General features: G+C 52.0%; 19 protein-coding genes. 1 reads left to right on the top strand and 18 read right to left on the bottom strand.

Going from position 1 to position 18,249, the window contains the following annotated elements:
• Positions 1-162: 162 nt before the first annotated feature.
• Complete coding sequence (locus tag FYJ73_RS03275; protein ID WP_154533287.1) at positions 163-621, top strand: GAF domain-containing protein; 459 nt, start codon at positions 163-165, stop codon at positions 619-621.
• Positions 622-696: 75 nt separating this feature from the next.
• On the opposite strand, the gene FYJ73_RS03270 is transcribed toward FYJ73_RS03275, so the two are convergent.
• The 18 genes from FYJ73_RS03270 to FYJ73_RS03185 form a co-directional block, all read right to left on the bottom strand.
• Complete coding sequence (locus FYJ73_RS03270; protein WP_154533286.1) at positions 697-1,278, bottom strand: hypothetical protein; 582 nt, start codon at positions 1,276-1,278, stop codon at positions 697-699.
• Between the two features lie 114 nt (positions 1,279-1,392).
• Positions 1,393-3,696, bottom strand: coding sequence for a type IV secretory system conjugative DNA transfer family protein (locus tag FYJ73_RS03265; RefSeq protein WP_154533285.1), 2,304 nt, complete (start codon positions 3,694-3,696; stop codon positions 1,393-1,395).
• A 207-nt stretch (positions 3,697-3,903) separates the two neighbouring features.
• Positions 3,904-4,848, bottom strand: a complete 945-nt coding sequence (traN, locus tag FYJ73_RS03260; protein WP_154533284.1) for a conjugative transposon protein TraN — start codon at positions 4,846-4,848, stop codon at positions 3,904-3,906.
• Positions 4,845-6,053 carry a conjugative transposon protein TraM gene (gene traM / locus FYJ73_RS03255; protein WP_154533283.1) on the bottom strand — a complete coding sequence of 403 codons (1,209 nt, stop codon included), beginning with the start codon at positions 6,051-6,053 and terminating at the stop codon, positions 4,845-4,847. Before traM ends, traN begins: the two co-directional genes overlap by 4 nt.
• Positions 6,054-6,078: 25 nt before the next feature.
• The gene (locus tag FYJ73_RS03250) at positions 6,079-6,537 is read right to left on the bottom strand and encodes a hypothetical protein (RefSeq protein WP_154533282.1); all 459 of its coding nucleotides are present in this window, start codon (positions 6,535-6,537) and stop codon (positions 6,079-6,081) included.
• A gap of 68 nt (positions 6,538-6,605) precedes the next feature.
• Complete coding sequence (traK, locus tag FYJ73_RS03245; protein WP_154533281.1) at positions 6,606-7,202, bottom strand: conjugative transposon protein TraK; 597 nt, start codon at positions 7,200-7,202, stop codon at positions 6,606-6,608.
• A gap of 126 nt (positions 7,203-7,328) precedes the next feature.
• Positions 7,329-8,663 carry a TraJ family protein gene (locus FYJ73_RS03240; protein ID WP_154533280.1) on the bottom strand — a complete coding sequence of 445 codons (1,335 nt, stop codon included), beginning with the start codon at positions 8,661-8,663 and terminating at the stop codon, positions 7,329-7,331.
• Between the two features lie 21 nt (positions 8,664-8,684).
• Entirely contained in the window at positions 8,685-9,350 is a 666-nt protein-coding gene (locus FYJ73_RS03235) for a DUF5045 domain-containing protein (protein ID WP_235899200.1), read from the bottom strand.
• 99 nt (positions 9,351-9,449) lie between these two features.
• Positions 9,450-10,133, bottom strand: a complete 684-nt coding sequence (locus tag FYJ73_RS03230; protein WP_154533278.1) for a hypothetical protein — start codon at positions 10,131-10,133, stop codon at positions 9,450-9,452.
• Positions 10,134-10,192: 59 nt separating this feature from the next.
• Positions 10,193-11,017, bottom strand: a complete 825-nt coding sequence (locus FYJ73_RS03225; RefSeq protein ID WP_235899199.1) for a hypothetical protein — start codon at positions 11,015-11,017, stop codon at positions 10,193-10,195.
• Positions 10,999-13,956 carry a TraG family conjugative transposon ATPase gene (locus FYJ73_RS03220; RefSeq protein ID WP_154533277.1) on the bottom strand — a complete coding sequence of 986 codons (2,958 nt, stop codon included), beginning with the start codon at positions 13,954-13,956 and terminating at the stop codon, positions 10,999-11,001. The genes FYJ73_RS03225 and FYJ73_RS03220 overlap by 19 nt, the downstream gene beginning before the upstream one ends.
• 44 nt (positions 13,957-14,000) lie before the next feature.
• Positions 14,001-14,288 (bottom strand): DUF4133 domain-containing protein, encoded by a 288-nt coding sequence (locus FYJ73_RS03215; RefSeq protein WP_154533276.1) that lies wholly within the window; start codon positions 14,286-14,288, stop codon positions 14,001-14,003.
• 126 nt (positions 14,289-14,414) lie between these two features.
• On the bottom strand, positions 14,415-14,777 hold the full coding sequence (locus FYJ73_RS03210; protein WP_154533275.1) for a DUF4134 domain-containing protein: 363 nt from the start codon (positions 14,775-14,777) through the stop codon (positions 14,415-14,417).
• Between the two features lie 198 nt (positions 14,778-14,975).
• Positions 14,976-15,986 carry a hypothetical protein gene (locus FYJ73_RS03205; protein WP_154533274.1) on the bottom strand — a complete coding sequence of 337 codons (1,011 nt, stop codon included), beginning with the start codon at positions 15,984-15,986 and terminating at the stop codon, positions 14,976-14,978.
• Between the two features lie 30 nt (positions 15,987-16,016).
• Positions 16,017-16,298: a DUF3127 domain-containing protein gene (locus FYJ73_RS03200; protein ID WP_154533273.1), complete on the bottom strand. Its 282-nt coding sequence runs from the start codon at positions 16,296-16,298 to the stop codon at positions 16,017-16,019.
• 27 nt (positions 16,299-16,325) lie between these two features.
• On the bottom strand, positions 16,326-16,982 hold the full coding sequence (locus FYJ73_RS03195) for a hypothetical protein (protein WP_154533272.1): 657 nt from the start codon (positions 16,980-16,982) through the stop codon (positions 16,326-16,328).
• Positions 16,983-17,012: 30 nt separating this feature from the next.
• Entirely contained in the window at positions 17,013-17,516 is a 504-nt protein-coding gene (locus FYJ73_RS03190; protein ID WP_154533271.1) for a hypothetical protein, read from the bottom strand.
• Positions 17,513-18,238, bottom strand: a complete 726-nt coding sequence (locus FYJ73_RS03185) for a ParA family protein (RefSeq protein ID WP_154533270.1) — start codon at positions 18,236-18,238, stop codon at positions 17,513-17,515. The genes FYJ73_RS03190 and FYJ73_RS03185 overlap by 4 nt, the downstream gene beginning before the upstream one ends.
• Between the last annotated feature and the right edge of the window lie 11 nt (positions 18,239-18,249).

The following is an 18,249-nucleotide window of genomic DNA, read 5'->3' as shown; positions in this document are numbered from 1 at the left end:
TATATGGTGAAGATAGCAAGTAAAAAGGGATGGTACTGCAAGATTTGTGGGAGGTTCAGAGCAAATGAAAAGTTCAGTGGCATAGGTCGCGGTCGGCATATCTGCAAGGATTGCCAACGTAAGATACAAGAAGAGAAACTCTCAAAGAAACAGGTGCTCAAGATGGAAATAGCTAAAACCTATGAACAGCTTATCCCTGAAGTAGAAGCACTGATTAAGGACGTTGACAATCATGTCGGGGCGTTGGCTAATGTGTCGGCACTCCTTCATTCTTCGTTTCTGCATTACTTTTGGTGTGGATTTTACATTGTCAGTGGAGACAAACTTGAATTGGGACCGTTCCAAGGAGATGTAGCCTGCTATACCATCAAGAAAGGACGTGGTGTATGCGGCAAGGCTTGGGAAGAGAAGCAAACTATTGTATTTCCTAATGTTCTCCAGTTTCCAGGGCACATCGCCTGTTCATCGAAGTCTCGGTCAGAGATAGTAGTGCCGGTGTTCAAGGGTGATGATGTTGTTGCCGTCATTGACGTTGACAGCAAGGGATATAGTGCATTCGATGACATTGACAAAGCAGGACTGGAGAAGATTGCAAAGATAATCAGTCAGCTGTTTGAGTAAAGCCGTCTCCCTCTTGTAAAGACACAAAAAGACCGCTACCATCAGCCTCCATGCTGACGGTACCGGCTGTGTTTTTTACTTCCAATCGATTTTAATGTCACGAAGGCTAAAGAGCGTTGTTCCGCCACCTCCATAGAATGAGAGATTTGAAATACGAGCGTTTGCCGATACACTCGTGAACTTTAGAATTATCTTTGTATTGATATTTTTACGGAGAACTTCATAGTTGCTAAGTCCACCCACTGACACAGAATCCTCCGGGCATTGATAGATGTTACCGTCATAATCATTAAAGGATGCACCATGAAGAATCTTTGGGTAAGCATCCTCTCCTGTATTAAGGGCCATCAAAGTGACGACGACATTGCCAGTCTTGGCATTTCCCTCAGCAGAAGCAACTCCATACTTGACACTATCCACTGTTACGGAAAGGATCTGACGGATGTCCAACTGTTTTTTGTACTCTGCATTCCGGTCTGCAAGCTCGTTAAGACGAGACAGCATTGAGGCTATCTGACCATTCTGCGTTTCAATTTGACCCTTCAGGGTCTTTACATCTCCTTCGAGTGTCTTAATACGGTCTTCAACTTTAACAGTCTGTCCTGACACCGTGGCGGAGAACGCCACACACATGATAAGCGTAATGATTTTGTTCATAAGATACGTTGTTGATGTATGGTACAAAGGTAAAGATAATTTGGCAAAAAACAATGGGATATTCCCTACGGATTTAGAGAATATCCCTATTGATGCTTAATTACTTGCGATAACTTACTGTGAGTTGAGCAGGCTCTTTATCATCTCATCAATCTCACGGTTCACCCGGGCAAAGTTACGGTTGAGCATGATTTCTTTCTGTCGATCATCCTTGAAGGCGTAGATCTTCGGAAGGTCGACATAGGCGGCTTCCTCCTGCTTGATCTTCCCCATATTGAAGTTGGTCTTACAAAAATACTTGGTGGTCCTGAACTCCGGACTTTCTTCAAGGTTGATACCGCTGAAGGAGCTGCGCTCTGTTGGCGTGAAGTCACGGGCAGCCTGTCCGGCGAGCCAGCCGGTGGCCATGTCGGCAATCTTGGCGGCAGGGACGAGGTTGTCCATCTTCTCGCTGATGGAGGTGCTGACCTTTGAGTCGTTGATGGTGATGGACTTTGAGGTCTGTTTGGCCTTGCCAAAGACATCGTTCTGTGCCCACTCCAAGGTCTCCTTGTTGCGGGCAGCACCCATGAAGATGTTGCCACAGGTGGTGATGATCTTCTGCATGCCGTTCTTGCCGTAGTCTGCCTCCAACTGGGGGAGCTCCTGGAAGCCGAGGGTGACGGCGACCTTGTTGCTTCGTGCCGTACCGATGAGTCGGTCTATCTTGTGGAAGTAGAGTGTGGGAAGCTCGTCGACGATGATGCTTACGGGCAGGTTGCCCTTGCTGTTGATACGGGTGACCAGACGGTTGAGGATGAGGGCGTTGAGCGAGCCTATGACCTGTTCCTTCTCCGGGTCGTTGGCGATGACAAGGTAGCTGGGGTTGGACTTGTCGGAGATCTTCAGGTCGAAGTCGTCGCCGGTGAACACCCAGTAGGCCTCAGGGGAAACAAGACGGGCGGCATTGACACGGAGCGTACCCACCATACCTTCCAACTGGTCATTGGCCTTGTTCTTATAGGCACTTTGGAACGGTGCCATGAGGGACATGATCTTTGAATCTTGCATGAGAATGTCAAAGACTTCGCTGTAGCTGCGGCCTAAGAAGCTGAGCACATGGGGCATATCGGAGTACTCGCCCGTGATGGTGTCAGGCTCCACCTCGTTGCCGTTCTCGTCCTCGTACCAGCAGCGATCGATGCGTATCTCCTGCTTATTGCCGTTGAGATAGGTGAAGCCGTTCAAGTCGACAAACATGTCGTCACTGTCGGTGGAGACATTGTTGCTGTTGCAGTCGATGAAGTCCAACACCACATTGCCCCGCTCATCCAAAGCCTTATAGTCTCTCCAACTGCGTATGACAAGACGGAGCTTCTGGTTATTCCACAGTACATAGCGGTTCAGCTTCTTGCCGTTCTTATAGCCCGTGGGGTGGAAGTTGACAAAGAAGTAGATGATGGCAGCAAGGAAGTTCTCGGCGGAGTTCTGGAAGAAGGCCTCGCTTCCGCCTTTCTTATCGCCACCGCCTTTGTTCAGAGAGACAAGCAGTGTGGCCGCCGTCTCGGAGGCTGCCGCCAAGTCGGGGATGTACTTCCGCTGGATGGGGTTCACGCGATTGGAGTATTCCACATCGGTGAAGTTGACGATGCGAAAGCCGCAGTTCGGGGGCAGCTTGCCCTGCTTACGGTTCTTGCAGTACTGGTAGAAGAGGTTCCTTGCCAAAGCCGGGAACTTGTAGTCATAGACCATCATGGCAAAACCTTTGGCTGAGTGTTGCCGGATGAACGGGTCGATGATGCCGAAGGACTTACCGGAGCCGGGCGTTCCCAAGACGATGGTGGCGCGGAAGGGGTTGATGATGTTGATCCAGCCGTGGTTGAGACGCTTCTTATAGTAGTAAACCATAGGGATATTGACACTGTACTCGTTCTCTTCCTTGTTCCGGCTCTGCTCGAAACTCTCGTTTTCAAAATTCCATTTGTCCTCGCCAATCTTCATGCCCAAATATTTGGCAATAGCATCAAAACCTTGGTGGATGAGCATCGTGCCGGAGACGGAGCAAAGGACATAGAGGCAACGGTTGAGGGAATAACCGGCGAATGAGCCGTTGAGTGGCATATCATAGAAGATGAAGCACATGACGATCATCGATGCTCCGGCAAGGACGGGATAGAGCACCATTGTCTTGAGGTTCCATTTCAAACTCTTGCGTGCTCTCGTTCCGATGCAGGTAACGGTGATACAGATGAGTTCCATCACCTTGCAGACAGCCACGGAGTCGAAGACCTTGAAGCGGTGGAAGAGCTCAAGGACAAAGGCGACCATGCGGTTGTCGGAGGTGATGGGCAGGTTCATCACGATCTCTATGATCAGTATCAGATAGATGCACGAGCGGAACATGCTGTACATCTGCTGTTGTTCACGGGTTTCTTCCATAGCAAGGGGAGTATCAAGAATTTGAGAATTAGAGAATATCGCTCACTGGAGGTTATTTATTTCTCACAGATTATACTGATAGCACGTATTTTCCCTCGCAAAGGCGCTAAAGACGCAAAGATTCCTTCGGTATGCGGTGCTTGGCGACCTTTGCGGCTTTGCGAGAGATAAGAATCATCTGCTAAAGCGAGAAACAAGAACACTCGTTTAATGCAGGTTCATCAGCAGATCCGGCGAGAAGGAGTCGGCATTGAGGATGTCACGGTAGTTGATGTCGAGGTAGCTGACACGGCCGCTGATCTGGTCCTCGGTGATTTCAAGGCGCAGCTTCTTCTCTTCGGGGAACGTAAGCTTCTTGAGCACGATGACATTGCGGTAGGACTTCGTGAAGTGGTCGGCATGGTTGACCATGTAGACGGGTGTCAGTTCGATGGTCTGTGAGTTCGTCGCTTTCAGTTCTTTCTTGTCCATCAGTTTCAGACGGATCTCGGCAATGTCGTACTTGATATTACTCTTGTTCTCCAAAGAGAAGTCAATGAAGAAGTAGTCGCCGACGGTGTAGATGTTGTTCACCTGCGCACGGATGCCATACTGTTTGCCATGCACACGGAAGCACTTGCGACGGCTCATGAAGATGGACCAGCAGAGACGCGACATATCACCCTGTGTCATGCTCACCTCTGGATTGGTGTAGTCGCGGATGTCCTCCTGTCCGACTGTATAGACGGAGTGGGCACGCTTCGGGGCTTTCGTGTAGTAGACGGTGAACTGGGCAATATGACGCTCACCAATGACCGTTACCGTTCCTGCCAGTTCGTTGTCCATCAGCGTGGAATTGGGCTTCAGGCGGACAATGTTGTCGGCGCACTGGTTGCCGACGAGCTTGTCTGTGGAGATGTCCACGAGCTTGATGTTCTCCAGCATGATGAGGTGTGTAGTCACCTGGTCATTGACATAGATGACCGTCTTCTGAAGATTGCGCTCGAAGATACGTGCGTCGTCCTCCGTGAGACGGTGGATGTAGCGGATGCGGACGGTGTCGTTTTTCTCTTTCTTCTCACTATTGGTGAGGCCTTCACCTGTAATGGTGTTTTCTGCATGGGTTTGCAGGATGGCGACAGCCATCAGTGCCATGATGATAATCTTTTTCATTCGTTCTGTGTATTTATAAGGTAGACAATGGTGTTGTACTTGATTTTGGCTTTGTTCTTGCGGATATTTTTCGACACGGCTGAACTGGCAGACTGATACATGTTTTGCAAGGCCTGCAGGGCGATGATCTCCGGGGACAGGCTGCCGGTACCGTTCACGTCGAACTGGACACTCTGGGCTGCGACATTGGAGCCGGCGTCCTTCACCATCTCACGGAAGGTGGATTCGGGAACGTAGAAGCCCTCCATGCCGTCGTTGTCGAAGACACTGAGGTCGACCTTGATGAACTTGTTGCCGACAAGGATGCTGGTGATGCTCGCCTTGACACGCTGCTGTCCGAAGCCGGTGACGATGCCGTAGAGGTAGGAGCCCTTCTTCAGTCGGATGCCCTTCACGGTCACGTCGTCGAGGAGCTTGAAGCGGAGACGGGTGCCCTCATGTGCCTTGGTCGTGCGGTCTATCATTGCCTTGATGAGCGGCTCGTCGACATTCTCGGTACTGGCAACGGTGTTGAACTTCTCGGAGTTGTCCTCCTTGACTTTCTCGACAATCTCGGCCTTCTCTTCCTTCTTGCCTTTCTTCTTGGTGTTGCCAGTGAGCGCGTCGATCATCTCCTGCCGCTGCCGTCTTTCCTCGGCTTCCTCTTCCTTGTCACGGCGGTCCTGTTCAGCCTGGTACTGCCGCTGACGTTCCATGCTGCGGTTCTGAATGCGGTCGAGCTCACGGGCATAGGCGCTGAGATCCTCCTGCTGGCTCCTGCCGCTGCTGCCATAGCCGCCTCTGCCATAGCCGTTGATACGGTTCATGTTGGCACGCTGGCGCTCACGGAGGTCCTCCTCGGCTTTCAGCTGGCGGAGGCGCTCGGCATTGACGGCATCGATTCGCTGCCGCTCCTCGTCGTTGTAGCCGCTGCCGGTGGTGTCCTTCTGTTCGTACTCGTCGCCGATGCCGTCGACGGCGGTAAAGGCTCCGTCCTCGGCAAAGTGCTTGTTCATCGCCGTCATCTTGTTGTCCATGCCCTCACCACGTGCATCGGGGATGCTCATGTTGATGGAGTCGGTGACGACGTTCCCGGTGGTCTTGCCGTTGCCCTTGAAGGTCTCCATGCCGAAGTAGATGAGCCCCAACAGGGGCAGGAAGATAACCAGAGGGAAAATGTACTTGGGTTGTCTGAGGTTCAGACGCTTGAGTTTCTGTAAGTTCATATCATACTTTTTTATTGTGATTTGTTTATTGTTTGTTGTCGAGGTACTTTACCACGAGTTCCAACTGGCGGTACTTCACCATGATGTCCACGGAGTCCTTATGGTTCTTGACGGGCAGACGGACGAGGGAGTCGAGATCATGCTTGAGCTGCTGGCCTTTGTTGGTGAGCTCTACGGTCTGGTCCACCTGCATGGACTTCAGACGCTGGATGCGGCGGATGCCGTCGAAGGCGGGCTTCACGTCGGAAAGACCGGTCATCATGTCGGATTCGTTGTAGGTGGAGGTAAGGGTGAGCCACGTGCCGACAACCAGTGAGAGCATGAGCATACTAATCGTGATAACGGACACTCTTTTCTTGTGCTTGTCCGCCCATTGGTTGGCTTTGGCTATCTTGTCCTTGAGCTTGAACTTGTCGGTCAGTGACTTGATGCCTTCCGCTATCTTGGCGTCTTTCTTTGCTTTGGTGCGTTTAAAAATCTTCATGGTACATAAAATTATTTTTTATTTAATTGTACCGATCTACTCTCTTTTAGGTAGTGAGTATCTTCGGTTTAATAATCCAAATCTTTGTTTTCGAGTGTTCTCCAGTTGGTGATGAGCAGTCCATGGGGATTGTTCTGTGTCCTCGGCACGTTCTCTATCTCGCCCACGGTGATGATGGAGCGTTTGAGGTCACGGCTTCGACGCTTGATGAGCTGCGTGCCGAAGTACTTGAACTTCTTGTCGTGCTCGTTGAACTGTATGGAGTCGCATTTGATGGTGCAGACGGCACTGCTCGATATGATGTCGGAGTAGAAGCCGTTTTCTTCCATGGCCTGTTTCTGCTTCATCGCCGTACCGTCAGCCATGTAGAGCGCCTTGCCAAGTGTCCACTTGATGTAGTCGTCATCGGGTGGAAGGTTGAAGAAGTACTGGTGAAAGAGCTGTATATGTGCCTTGGCTTCCATCACGAAGTTGGCTTCCTGCAGACTGCGCTCGGCAAGGAAGGGAATGTCACCGTCGAGGATGTATATCTGACTGCGCTCCTCACTGACGAGCTTGGAACTCTGATAGACAGTGAAGATGCAGATGACCGTACATGCCGCCAACGTGAGGACGACGGTCATCAGGGCAAGTTTGGTTTTCTGTTCTAAGGATTGGATCAGCATAATGGTATTAGTTATGAGATAGAAGTTTATGAGTTTTTAAGTCTGTGGATAGGAGCTTTTGAGTTGGGTTAGGAGTCGGAGCTGTCTCGCATGGCTTGACAACTCCCAACTCCTATCTTTTAACTCTTAACTTCCCTCGGCTCCTCCGGGTCTATAGTTGGAGTCGGACTTGCCCACATTGTTTATACTGCGGGCGGAGTCGGCACCTCGGGCATAGGATGTTCCAAGGCCGGTCTGTGCCATGAAGGTTCGGGCTGCCTCACTGAAGCGGCCGCCACCGTCACTGGTCGACTGCTGACTGGCTCCGATGATGGAGGCGGTGCCGTTGGCTGCGGCGGCTCCTGCGGCAACAGTGGTCGTTGCTGCACCCATGGCGTAGCTGGCGCCACCGAAGACGATGGTCTGGGCCATACTGCCGGATGCGGTTCCGGCACTCGAGCTGATACCGCCGGGAATGAGCCACGAGGCGACTTCGGGTACGAAGCGGAGGACGTAGGCGCCCACGAGCATACCCATGGCGTACATACAGTTGGAGCCGATGCCCTGCAAGCCAAGCGCACCGATCTGCTGCCATGAGTTCACGGTACCTCGCAACAATGTGTCGTAGGCCTTGATGTCCTCCATGAGGTTATACATCAGGATGAAGTCAATGTAGTAGAGGCAGAAGTATACGACAAAGCCCCATAGGGAAAGCGACAGGTACTTACCCATCCACTGTGCCCAGGCGTTGCTCCATGGCGGTACGATGCTAAGGGCAAACATGATCGGGGCAAAGGTGGCGAGGATGGTCATGAAGATACGCTGGGCAACGAGCATGCCGTAGTAGGACATCTGGAAGATGAGCTCGCCGACGAAGCGTATCACGTCGTTGATCCACTCGCTGACCTTGGTCTCGGCGGCAACTGCGGCACGCTGGGCGTAGTTGTTGATGGTGGTACCGAGGTTCTCCATGTTATAAATGAGCTTATCCCACCAGTGGGCGTCCTCACCGATCTCCTGCACCTGCTTGGCGGTCTCGATACTGTCCTGGACCTGACGGAGGCGCTTGAGGTAGTCGTCCTGCTTCTGGGCGACCTTTAGCTCCAGTGCCGCCACTTCTCTGTTCTTGCTCTGTGCCATCTGACGGGTCACTTCCTCCAGGCCCTTGCCGGGTATCTTGAGCGACGTGCAGATATAGCTGCTGTAGGTGATACACAGGGAAAGGCCGATGATACGGGCGAGTTTCATCACGTCCATGCCGCGGCGGCCGAGCATCATCATCCAGCACTCGTAGGAGCCCATGCAGAGGGCAAGCGACAGGCCGAGCATCTTGGCAAAGCTGATGGCACTGCCAAGGACGGCAGACTTGGGGAAGGTCTCCATGGCCGTCAACAGGCGCATCAGACTGTCGTCGATGGCAGGGAGACCCATCGTCAGCAGCTGGTTGATGAACATTGAACTTGATAATAGTATGTCTGTCATGATGTTCTGTGGTTTTTAAGGTTAATAATATTGCTGTGCCATGCCTACAAGGTGGGCCACGCGAGAGACGAGTTCTTCCATCTGCTTCTTGTACTCCACATAGGCTTCCTGACGCTTGGAGTTTTCAAGCTCGTTGCCAATGCCCTGCTTGTGGGTGTAGGCGATGGACTGGCAGATCATGTCGTTCTGACGCTGGAACTCGTTAACCTGAGGGTACAATTTCCCTTTGCTTTTGGTAAGGCAGTAAGAGAGGCCCTCGGTGATGGCACCCTGCATGCGATTGAAGTCATCCTTGAAAGAGGAGTAGACAAGGTCAACGTTGCGGTCGGCGGCACGGACGACTTCCTCGTCGTGCATCTCCTTGACCTTGACACGCTCCTCCTCGGCTTTCTTGACTTTCTCTTTCTGCAGCTCCTCCTGGGCGATGCGGCGCGGCATGACGGTCTTGACGTTGGACTTGTGTTCCTTGAAGCGGACACGGTAGCCGGACTTGAAGCCTGACCACTTCCAGTAGGTCTCGGCACCGGAGTAGTTCTTGTGGAGGAAGTAGTAGTACCAGCCTGGCTCGAAGTCCCAAGGACCGGTCTCCATGCTCCGCCACTGTTTCTCCTTTTGTGAATCGTGCACTTTCTTCTGCGCATAAGCGCTCCCGCTTCCCACAAAGAGGAAAGCGAGAGCTGTACACATTATGAAGATTATGGAAGAATGACTGTGTTTCATGGTATTGTCGGTTTTTACTCGTTTTACATGTGTGTAATTCTATCATCATTTAAAATCTTTCTCTGACTACGCCCCGTACCACTTGTCAATGACTTTCTTTGCGATCTCATCCTTGACATCACTGTTGAGAATGTCCCAAATGTAGTCGTAGTGGAAGCCGCCCATGGCAACGATGCTGCACCAGAGGTTGGCGGAGTCGATGATGCCGAGCATGTTGGAGATATAGCTGTGGAGGGTGTTGACAAGCTCCAGTTTCTCGTCCATGCTGGCACGCATGAGGTTCAGTCCGCTGGCGGTAAGGGTGGCGTAGAGAGCCTTGATGTTCTTTATCTCTCGCGAACAGGCGTAGTTGGCCTCGGTATAGTACCACATCACAGCCGGTTTCTTGAAGGCGTATTTTGCGGTGTTCTTCGTGAACGTGGCATACTGGTCGATGAGACGGTAAAGGTCGGTGCCGGTAGAGGCGAGTGCCGCGCCGAGGATGACGTAGCTGTAGGCGTTGTTGAGCTTGGAGTTCAGCGTCATGCGCACGTCGTTGAACTTCGTCGCGCCCTTGGTGACGAGGCTCTGCTCGCCATAGCTTACTGCCACTTTCTCCAGTGCCTTTTCCTCTTCTTTCTTGATTAGCTTGTGCAGCGAGATCAGGGCCTCGATGGTGGGCTGGTCATTGGGGTAGTCGAAGGCATGGGCTTTAGACGGGTAGAGAATGGCAACGGCCAAAATGCAGATGATAAGGGTATGGTACTTCATTTTCATTCGGTTCTTTAGGGTGAATACTCTTCTCGCAGTAGGAGAGGGCCCCTTGGGGCTCATATGCCGATTCCGTTCCAGTCTCTGATGATCCCGTCCACCATACTGCTCGCCTGATAGACGGCGGCCCAGCTCTCGGGGTCGATGGCAAAGAACACTTCGTCCCAGCTGCCGAACTGACACATCATAACCATCACGTCCATCCGGTACTTCATCTCCAGCAGATGGGAGTAGATCTTGTTGGCCATAGTCAGACGGGTGTAGCGGTCCATGAAGTTGTAGCCGTCGCCCTGTCCCATGTTGTAGCGTCCGCCGCCGCTGGGTATCTTCTGGCGGATGATGGGATTGTCGGGCAGACGTATCTTGCCGTTGTTCACCACGTCGATGAAGTCATGGATAAGGCCCTCGGTCTCGATGACGACATCGGAGAGCTCGTTCAGGCAGAGGATATAGTTCTTCACGGGATGCGTGAGGATGTACTTCGTCACCGTAGGCACAGAGGTGAGGATGTCGGCACTGAGCTGGAAGATTTCCTTGTAGTAGGCGGTCTCCTCACCGAAGCCGCGGACGTTGGTCATCGTCAGGTGGTAGAGTTCCTTGATGCCTTCCATAGTAGCGGTGTACTGCAGAATCTTCTTCTGCTTGTCGGAGATGGTGTCCAGACGCTCGTTGTGCTTGTCCTCGATGGCTTTTTGTGCGGCGGCGTTGGCGGAGACCTGCGCGATGGTCTTGGTATCTACAACGACGCGCCATCCGGCAAAGGCATGACTCGCACTGAAGAGTAAAAAGGCTGCTGTCAGAGCACAGCATTTCTTGTATCTTCTGTCTGTCTTGTTCTTTTGCCTTCTGAGCGTCTTGCTCGTTTTCAGTCTGATTTGTCCCATAGTGGCATGATTTTCTGTTGTTTGTTCACTTTGACCGCGAAGTCAAGGTACTTTTTGATTCCGAGTTTCTTGCGGTCTTCCTCGATTTTCGTGATGGCGGTCTGTATGTCACCGTAGTGGTGCTCATAGACTTTCAGGGCTTCTTTCTCGGCGCGCTCGGTGGTGTAGGCCCAGTAGCACTCGGGCGGTTCCTCCACGCCATAGACATCGGAGTACTGGCCACGACAGATCCACACTTCCTTAAAGTAGCTGCGGCCGTCGTGGTTGTTGAGGGCGTTGACGGTGAAGATCTGCTGCTTCTGCACCTGCGTCAGTCCGAGGATGGCACTGATGGCATCGTAACGGTCCTTGAACTTGCTCTGGTCGAGGAGGATTTTCACGTCTGAGTTGTTGATGATGGCTTCCTTGACGATGGGACTGTCGATGACATCGTTGAGCTCCTGGGTCACAACGCCGGCAATGCCGTGGAACTTTCTCACGGTCTTGTAGAGGTATTTGATGTACTCTGCCATGGTAGGTGAGGAGATGGCTTTCCACGCTTCCTCGATGATGAGGGCCTTGCGGCCTTTCTTGATGCGCATCTTCTGAAGGAACACGTCCATGATGATGAGCACGACGATGGGGAACAGCACGGGGTCGTCCTTGATCTTGTCGATCTCGAAGACGATGAACTTCTCGTCAAAGAGGCTGGCATCAACGTCGTTGTTGAGCGTGTGCTCCAGTTCGCCACCCTTGTAGAACTGCTCCAGAATGGCGGCGAAGTTGTCAATGTCGAAGGTGATGCTCTTCTCACTCATAATTTGGGGGATGCGCTCGATGGCAAACTCGTAGTAGCTGTTGAAGCTGAGGTTGTCGACGTGCATCTTTCTTCTTTGTTTCTCCATGCGGTCGATGCGCTGCTCGATGGTGATGAGGTAGTTGCCCTCGATGAGCTGCGGCATCAGGCGCATGAGCTGGCGGTTGGCGGCTACCTTCTCGCCGTCGGTGGCGGCCTTGTCGTTGATGAGGTCGTGGAGCTTGTTCACTTTCCGCTGGATTCGTGCGTAAGCTTCCTTCTCCTGAGCAGGATGTAGAGAACCGTCACCGGCCAGACGAATGTCAGCAGCAGGATCGAGAGGATCATATTCACTATCCGGTCCGCCAAAGGCAGATGGATCTTCGGATGTTCCGGAATACTCGGAGGTGGGAATGTCTGTTTCATACGCGGTATGTCTGTATTTTTCTTCCAGTTCCTTACTGTGTTTCTCGTACGTGCCGTTCTTCTTGTCCTCTAAGAGCAGACGCTTGCGGAGCTGGTCGCGCTCTTCGTCGGTAAAAGCCCTGAAGGGGGTGAAGTAGGACTCGTAGTACTCGACGATGGTCTGGTTGATGATCTTGTCCTCGATCTTCGTGGGTGCCTCGCTGCCCTTGAAGATGAGGAAGATGAGCGACTTGAGGAAGTTCTTCTTCTCGCCGAAGTTCTGGGCATATTCTGTGTCAGTAATCTTGAACGGATTCATCGAGATGGGCTTTTCCTTTGAGTAGCTGATGTAAGTGCCTTTGAAATAGCGGCATATACCCTCGTAGCTGTCACCGGTATCGACCATCACCACGTCGGTGTTCTGCTCCAAGAGTTGGCGGACGACGGTGTTCATGTGGAACGACTTGCCGCTTCCGCTGGGCCCGATGCAGAAGAAGTTGGCATTGTCGGTCATCTTCACGCTGCCTTCCTTGCCGGTGATGTCGATGCATACGGGCAGGCCCTGACGGTCGGTGTACCATGTCTTGAGGGGTGTGTTCTCGGAGTGCTTGAGGTGCTCCTTGAAGAAGAGGCAGAGGGCTGCGTCGTTGAGCGTCAGGAAGAGGTCGTAGTCGGGGTTGAACGAATAGGCATTGCCGGGGAAAGAGTCCATGAAGAGCTCCAGTTGGTTGTAGGCGGACTTGCTGGCGAAGATACCGCACTCGTAGAGCTTGGTTTCGATGAAGCTTGTCACGGGGGTCAGCTTCTCGGCCTTGCAGCTGACCAGCAGGTTGAAGTTGGTGTAGACGAGCAGCTTGCTGTCCTGGGCAAGGAGGTTCAGCACGGCTTCGATGTCGGCCTTGGCGATCTTGTTGCTGGGGTCGGGCATGGAGCCGTGGCGCTTGGCCTTGCCCTGGAGTTTTCTCAATAGTTTGCGCTGCTGGGGGATTTGGATGACCTGATTGTAGATGACGCAGTCGGTATCGGGTATCTCACTGAGGAAGGCCAGCAGGTCGGTGGCGATGACGTAGCCGTTGACGGCAACGGACTGGTAGGGCCTGATGAGCGATGGCAGGTCTATCTCGTCCACGTCGACGATGTCGAAGGATTTTACTACCTTGTCGCCCATCCTCAGGTAGTCGTCACCGGCCTTGAAACTCTGCATCGAGAACGGACCGGCCTTGAAGTGGAAGGCCATGAAGCGGTGGAGATACTCGTTGACCTCGTCCTTCGTGAGCTTGCGGTGCCAGACGCCGCGCTCCTTGAGGATGTCCATGACCTTGCTCACCTTCGTGTGGAAGTCGAGCCAGGATTTGGGGTCGTACTTCACGAAGGCGGACTTCACCGCCTCCTGCGTGATGATGAGGTAGGTGCGGATCTCGGTATAGGGGCGGCCGTTGAAGTAGCGGAAGTAGCTGCGCGTGAGGAACTCCATGTCATCGGTGATGGCATGGTGGTAGCTCTGACGGCAGAGGATGTCCTGTTTCTGAAGGGCGTAGCCTTCGCCGAGAGTCTGGACGATGTTGTTCAGCACGTCGGTGTAGGCGACATACTGCACGGCATCGGTGGCATACTGCTGCACGGGGTTCTCTATCTCGATGATGACGGACGGATTGCCGTTCTTCGAGAAGAGAACCGTGTTCATCAGCTTGCCATCGGCATCCTTGATGTCCTGGAGCTGAGCGAAGAGACCGTCAAGCGGCTTGTTCTTGTTACTCATAGGTATATCTGTTTTTTTATGTCTTAATAGAATGGTATTTGGGGTTAATGCTCATACATCTTACAGTAGTAGAAGTTGCCTCGGTGACGTTTCTTGCTGTGCAGTCCGCTGCGCTGCTTCACGTAGATGGAGATGATTCCCACGGCGGCAAGACAGACCATGACGATGAAGCCAACGAGCTTGCCGAAGATGATGGACGACAGCAGGAAACCAAGGAAGCTGATACCGATGGCTCCGGCGGCGTAGGTCAGGAACCTGCCCCGTATGCCCATGAACTCCAATGGTTTCTGGAGTCCCTTGAAGACTGGGATGCCGTTGAAATTGATGTCCATTAGGCTGATATTTTGTTTAGAATTTTGTTTACTTTATATATAGTTCTTAAGGTGGATTTTCGAGTTGAAAGGTGTCCGAGCCGACTCTTAACTTCGGTCGGACACCTTGTAAGTAGCAGTGTATAACTACTTGAAGAACAAAGGCAGAGCCTCGCTCATTGCAAGGAAAGCTACACAACCGCCAATCGTGAGCATGATAGCCTTCTTCACGTCCTGATCTCCGTTCTGCATCTTGAAATAAATGGAGAACGCGCCAACAATTGCGATAACTGCACCGATGGCCTTCATCAAGTTACTGACTTGGGTCTGGTAGCCTGATATCTCTCTAATGGCTGATTGGAATCCGCCGACACCCTTGCTCTGGGCGAAGGTCATGACGGTACAGAAAAGGAACATTCCGAGGAAGGCGGCTACACGCTTCACGGGGATTCGCTTGCATGCGCTCATGCAGAAGTTCATGATGGTTTTGGTTGAAATGGTTTGTAACATAAGTTTGTTAAGGTTTTTCTTTGTTACAATTTAAAGACCACATGAAAATGGAAGATGGGTGAGCGCCACTCACGTGGCCGTCTGATCCCCTTGCCTCACGGCGCAGCCCTCTTCCGGAAGCTGTCTTACGGATGTGCTTTTCGCTAAAAGCTGTACACTAACTTCATACAAAAGACTTTTTCTTATGAGAAACAATTATCATATATTGAATTGTGGCGGAGCCTCACGGTTCGACCGTTCTGATTTTTCTATTGCTTGGCGTTCGTCCTCATCAGGGACGCGTTCCGATTCTTTCTTTTCCCATAAACTGGTGATTTGTCTGAGTGCCATTTGGGCATCGTCAGGGGAGACTCGCTTGGCCTCCTTGCTGACTTGTTCGGCAGTCTGGGCTCCTTGCAACTTTGTGTGCTGCTTGGTGTCATCAATCTGAACTTTCAGGATGTCAAAGAATGCGTCGCTGTGGAACTCCGGTTGCTTCGGGGGCTTGGGAGGTCTTGACTTCTTTGCAGGGGCAGGAGTGGGCGGAGTCACTTCTTTGGAATTTGCCCCCGATGGAGTTTTCTCTTTTGAAGGCTCTTTGCCTACGGCATCCAACACATCAGGGGAAACAGTATGCCCAGGACCAATGATGCGGACATCTGGGTCGGAGTTTATGGCTTCTTCCTCTTTTGTGTTTTCTGATGCGGATAGACTGTCTTCCTTTGAAGCAGACTTCTCATCACCATCTTCCTTCGATTCCATGTTTTTCCTTTCCTTTGACAAGGTGTTCATCTCATCGGTCAACATCTCACCACGTCTGAGCTTAACAAGCTCATTAATACGCTTCTGTGTTTCTGCATCGGTTGGACGTGGACCAAAGTCTTCTGAGGTCTTACCTTCGGACTTAGCATCGTCTGACCCAAATGGAGTTGCTGAGGGAGAAGGTGGTTGGTCTGATTGCTCTCCTTCGGCTTTTCCACAGGACTCTCCATCTGCAATGGGATGTGCTGTGACTATCTCTTCATCAGATTTAGGAACAGAGGAGCTCTGAGCGACTGCGGGCTGCTTGGGCTCGGAATTCCCGACAGTAATGGGCTTGAACTGCCCCGCCTCGTCGGAGATGTCGATCTCTACGTCCTTGGGCTTGGGCATGAACTCTGCGGGATCCTTCTTGATGAAGAGGTCGTGGATGATCATGCCCGTATAACCCAAAGCATAGAGCACCACCACAATTATTACTATACTGGTGAATGCCATAAGCTACTCTGCAAAAGGTTGGGACTCGTCGCGCTCGATGCCGGTGACGCTGTTCTTGCCGAACACCTTGTCTCCGACTTCCTGGACTTTGGGGACGTAGCTCACCGTCAGCTGCTCGCCCTCGGTGATGGCATACTCGTCTATCTCCTTTTGGCCGAAGACTTCAAGGAGTATATCCCCGTCGTCGGTCTTGAGTACAAACTGCTGGGCGGCCCATGTGCTGCCCTTCTTGGACGTGCCTGTCCTAACGGGCAGGACTTTCTTGATCGTTCCTGTGGTTTTCATGGTTGGTAGTCTGATTATATGTCTGGATTAGTTGATGGTCTGTCCATTTACCGACACGGCCGGAGATGCTGAATCATTAATCGTTTCCTCCGTGCACGCTGTCGGCAATGGCATGAATTTGAAACCGAATTTCCTACCATGCTCTTCCCGTATGGGACGGCGACACAGGCCAGCATGATAGTAGAAGGTAGTACCGTCGTCATCGATTAAATAGCCGAGACGCTTGAGGTTTCCACGTAATCGTATCTTACGGATGTTGCTACCCACTTTGAGGCGTGTTCTCGGTTCTAATCCGAAGAGGGCACGGCGGCGCTCGCTTCGGATAAGTTCCTTGCGACGGCGACTTTTTATGGCACTCATCTGCTCACGGGTGCGGGACAGTCCTAATTCACGGGCTATAAGATAGATTGTGTTCTTGCAAAGGCCTGTGCGAACTGCCATTTCCCCATAGGACAGATTTGGGTATTCCATCTCTACAAAGGCCCTGGCATCGTGATTTCGACCCGAGGGGTTTTCCTTTCTCAGCCCGAGAAGACGGGCATGGCGGCTGACAGTGCTTGTCGTACAACAAAGATGGGAGGCTATATCATGGATGTAGTCCGTATGAAAGCGCTCCTGGAGCACTTTGTCGTGCTCTATTCCCCATACGGTTCGCTTAGCTTTAGGTTGGGTAGTCGTGTTCATTTTTTATAGTCCAGTTTTTTAGTTGATTTTTTATTGTAACAGGTTAATTCGCGTGGCTACAAGCTGGCGCAGTTCCTCTTTGTTGCGCTCTATGTAGGTCCTTGCAAGGGCGGTGAGGATCGCGGAAATACGGTTGCTGCCATAGACTGTCTCCAGTGTGGCATAGACGTCATCAGGAAGGAACACCATGTGCCGGTGACGATGCTCATTGCCATAGCTGAAGGCCTCAATCATGGACTGAAGGTCTCTCTTTGATGGTGGGATAATTCCTTTACCTGACGGTTTATTTTCTCCAGTCTTTTCTCCGGTCCTTCTATCTGTTTCTCCTTCAGCCTTACGCTTGGGAGCCTTGGTCAATCTCTTGCCGCTATCCTTGCTTGGCTGTTCAGGAGCTTTCGAGAGGGCTTCTTTCTTTATCTCTTCCTTCGGCTTGTCACTCTGCCACATGTAGGCTGGCTCGCTCTCACCGTTGACTTTCCGGAGAAGTTCGTGAATATCCCCGAAAACCATTGGCTGAGAAGAGTTGTCAGTCATGCTGCCTTGTTTTTATTATAGATGCAGTCATGGAGCATCCCGTATGGCCTGCCGATGATCTCATGTTGCTTATCAGTTAGATAGAGTGTGCTGTAGCGCTGGATCTCGGCACTGTTGGGTACCTTCGGCAGGACGGTGCCCAACTTGGCGAAGTAGTCGAGGAACGTCTGCTGCTCGGTCAGCTCGGCCTTACGGCCCCAGTTCTTATTAAATTGATTTGGCAGGAAATAGAAATCTGGCAGCTTGTTACCACCGTTTTCCTTGGCGACCATAGCGCACATTTCAATAAAGGAGGTGGTGGAATTGATGCTGGTCTTTTCCAACTGAATGGGGACGATGACGGCATCAGCCTCGAAGACAAGTGGAAGCAGGCCTTGAAGGGTAAGGCTGCCCGGAGTGTCGATGACAAAGTCGAAGTCCTCGTTGCGCATGGCTCTGATGAGATTTTGTGTATCACTTTCGCTGTTGAGTTGGGTACAGGGGACGACTTGGTACAGGGGCTTGAGCTGCGGCCATCGTTCAAGGTCCTGTTCATGCTTTTTGACGATGCTTCGCTGCGGATCGGCATCGAGCATGACAAGGCGGTGATGGAAATTCTGGACAAGCAGGTCGGCGAACATCACGCAGTTGGTGGTCTTGCCGCAGCCGCCTTTCTGGTTGGCGAATACGATGATCTTGTTTTTCTTGGGGTTCTTCCCAATGTTGAAGAATGGAATGCTCATAAGGCTGATTG

Source organism: Hallella mizrahii (assembly GCF_009695775.1).
In the GTDB taxonomy this organism is placed as follows: domain Bacteria; phylum Bacteroidota; class Bacteroidia; order Bacteroidales; family Bacteroidaceae; genus Prevotella; species Prevotella mizrahii.
This window is presented reverse-complemented; position numbering and strand designations above follow the sequence as displayed.

Bases quoted from the DNA above. Each gene is read 5' to 3' on its own strand.
- FYJ73_RS03230 (WP_154533278.1), bottom strand. From the start codon at position 10,133: ATGAAGTACCATACCCTTATCATCTGCATTTTGGCCGTTGCCATTCTC.
- FYJ73_RS03275 (WP_154533287.1), top strand. From the start codon at position 163: ATGGAAATAGCTAAAACCTATGAACAGCTTATCCCTGAAGTAGAAGCA.
- traM (WP_154533283.1), bottom strand. From the start codon at position 6,053: ATGAACTTACAGAAACTCAAGCGTCTGAACCTCAGACAACCCAAGTAC.
- FYJ73_RS03185 (WP_154533270.1), bottom strand. From the start codon at position 18,238: ATGAGCATTCCATTCTTCAACATTGGGAAGAACCCCAAGAAAAACAAG.
- FYJ73_RS03270 (WP_154533286.1), bottom strand. From the start codon at position 1,278: ATGAACAAAATCATTACGCTTATCATGTGTGTGGCGTTCTCCGCCACG.
- FYJ73_RS03210 (WP_154533275.1), bottom strand. From the start codon at position 14,777: ATGTTACAAACCATTTCAACCAAAACCATCATGAACTTCTGCATGAGC.
- FYJ73_RS03195 (WP_154533272.1), bottom strand. From the start codon at position 16,982: ATGAACACGACTACCCAACCTAAAGCTAAGCGAACCGTATGGGGAATA.
- FYJ73_RS03235 (WP_235899200.1), bottom strand. From the start codon at position 9,350: ATGTGTACAGCTCTCGCTTTCCTCTTTGTGGGAAGCGGGAGCGCTTAT.
- FYJ73_RS03250 (WP_154533282.1), bottom strand. From the start codon at position 6,537: ATGAAGATTTTTAAACGCACCAAAGCAAAGAAAGACGCCAAGATAGCG.
- FYJ73_RS03225 (WP_235899199.1), bottom strand. From the start codon at position 11,017: ATGGGACAAATCAGACTGAAAACGAGCAAGACGCTCAGAAGGCAAAAG.
- FYJ73_RS03200 (WP_154533273.1), bottom strand. From the start codon at position 16,298: ATGAAAACCACAGGAACGATCAAGAAAGTCCTGCCCGTTAGGACAGGC.
- FYJ73_RS03240 (WP_154533280.1), bottom strand. From the start codon at position 8,663: ATGACAGACATACTATTATCAAGTTCAATGTTCATCAACCAGCTGCTG.
- FYJ73_RS03190 (WP_154533271.1), bottom strand. From the start codon at position 17,516: ATGACTGACAACTCTTCTCAGCCAATGGTTTTCGGGGATATTCACGAA.
- FYJ73_RS03265 (WP_154533285.1), bottom strand. From the start codon at position 3,696: ATGGAAGAAACCCGTGAACAACAGCAGATGTACAGCATGTTCCGCTCG.
- FYJ73_RS03215 (WP_154533276.1), bottom strand. From the start codon at position 14,288: ATGGACATCAATTTCAACGGCATCCCAGTCTTCAAGGGACTCCAGAAA.
- traN (WP_154533284.1), bottom strand. From the start codon at position 4,848: ATGAAAAAGATTATCATCATGGCACTGATGGCTGTCGCCATCCTGCAA.
- FYJ73_RS03220 (WP_154533277.1), bottom strand. From the start codon at position 13,956: ATGAGTAACAAGAACAAGCCGCTTGACGGTCTCTTCGCTCAGCTCCAG.
- traK (WP_154533281.1), bottom strand. From the start codon at position 7,202: ATGCTGATCCAATCCTTAGAACAGAAAACCAAACTTGCCCTGATGACC.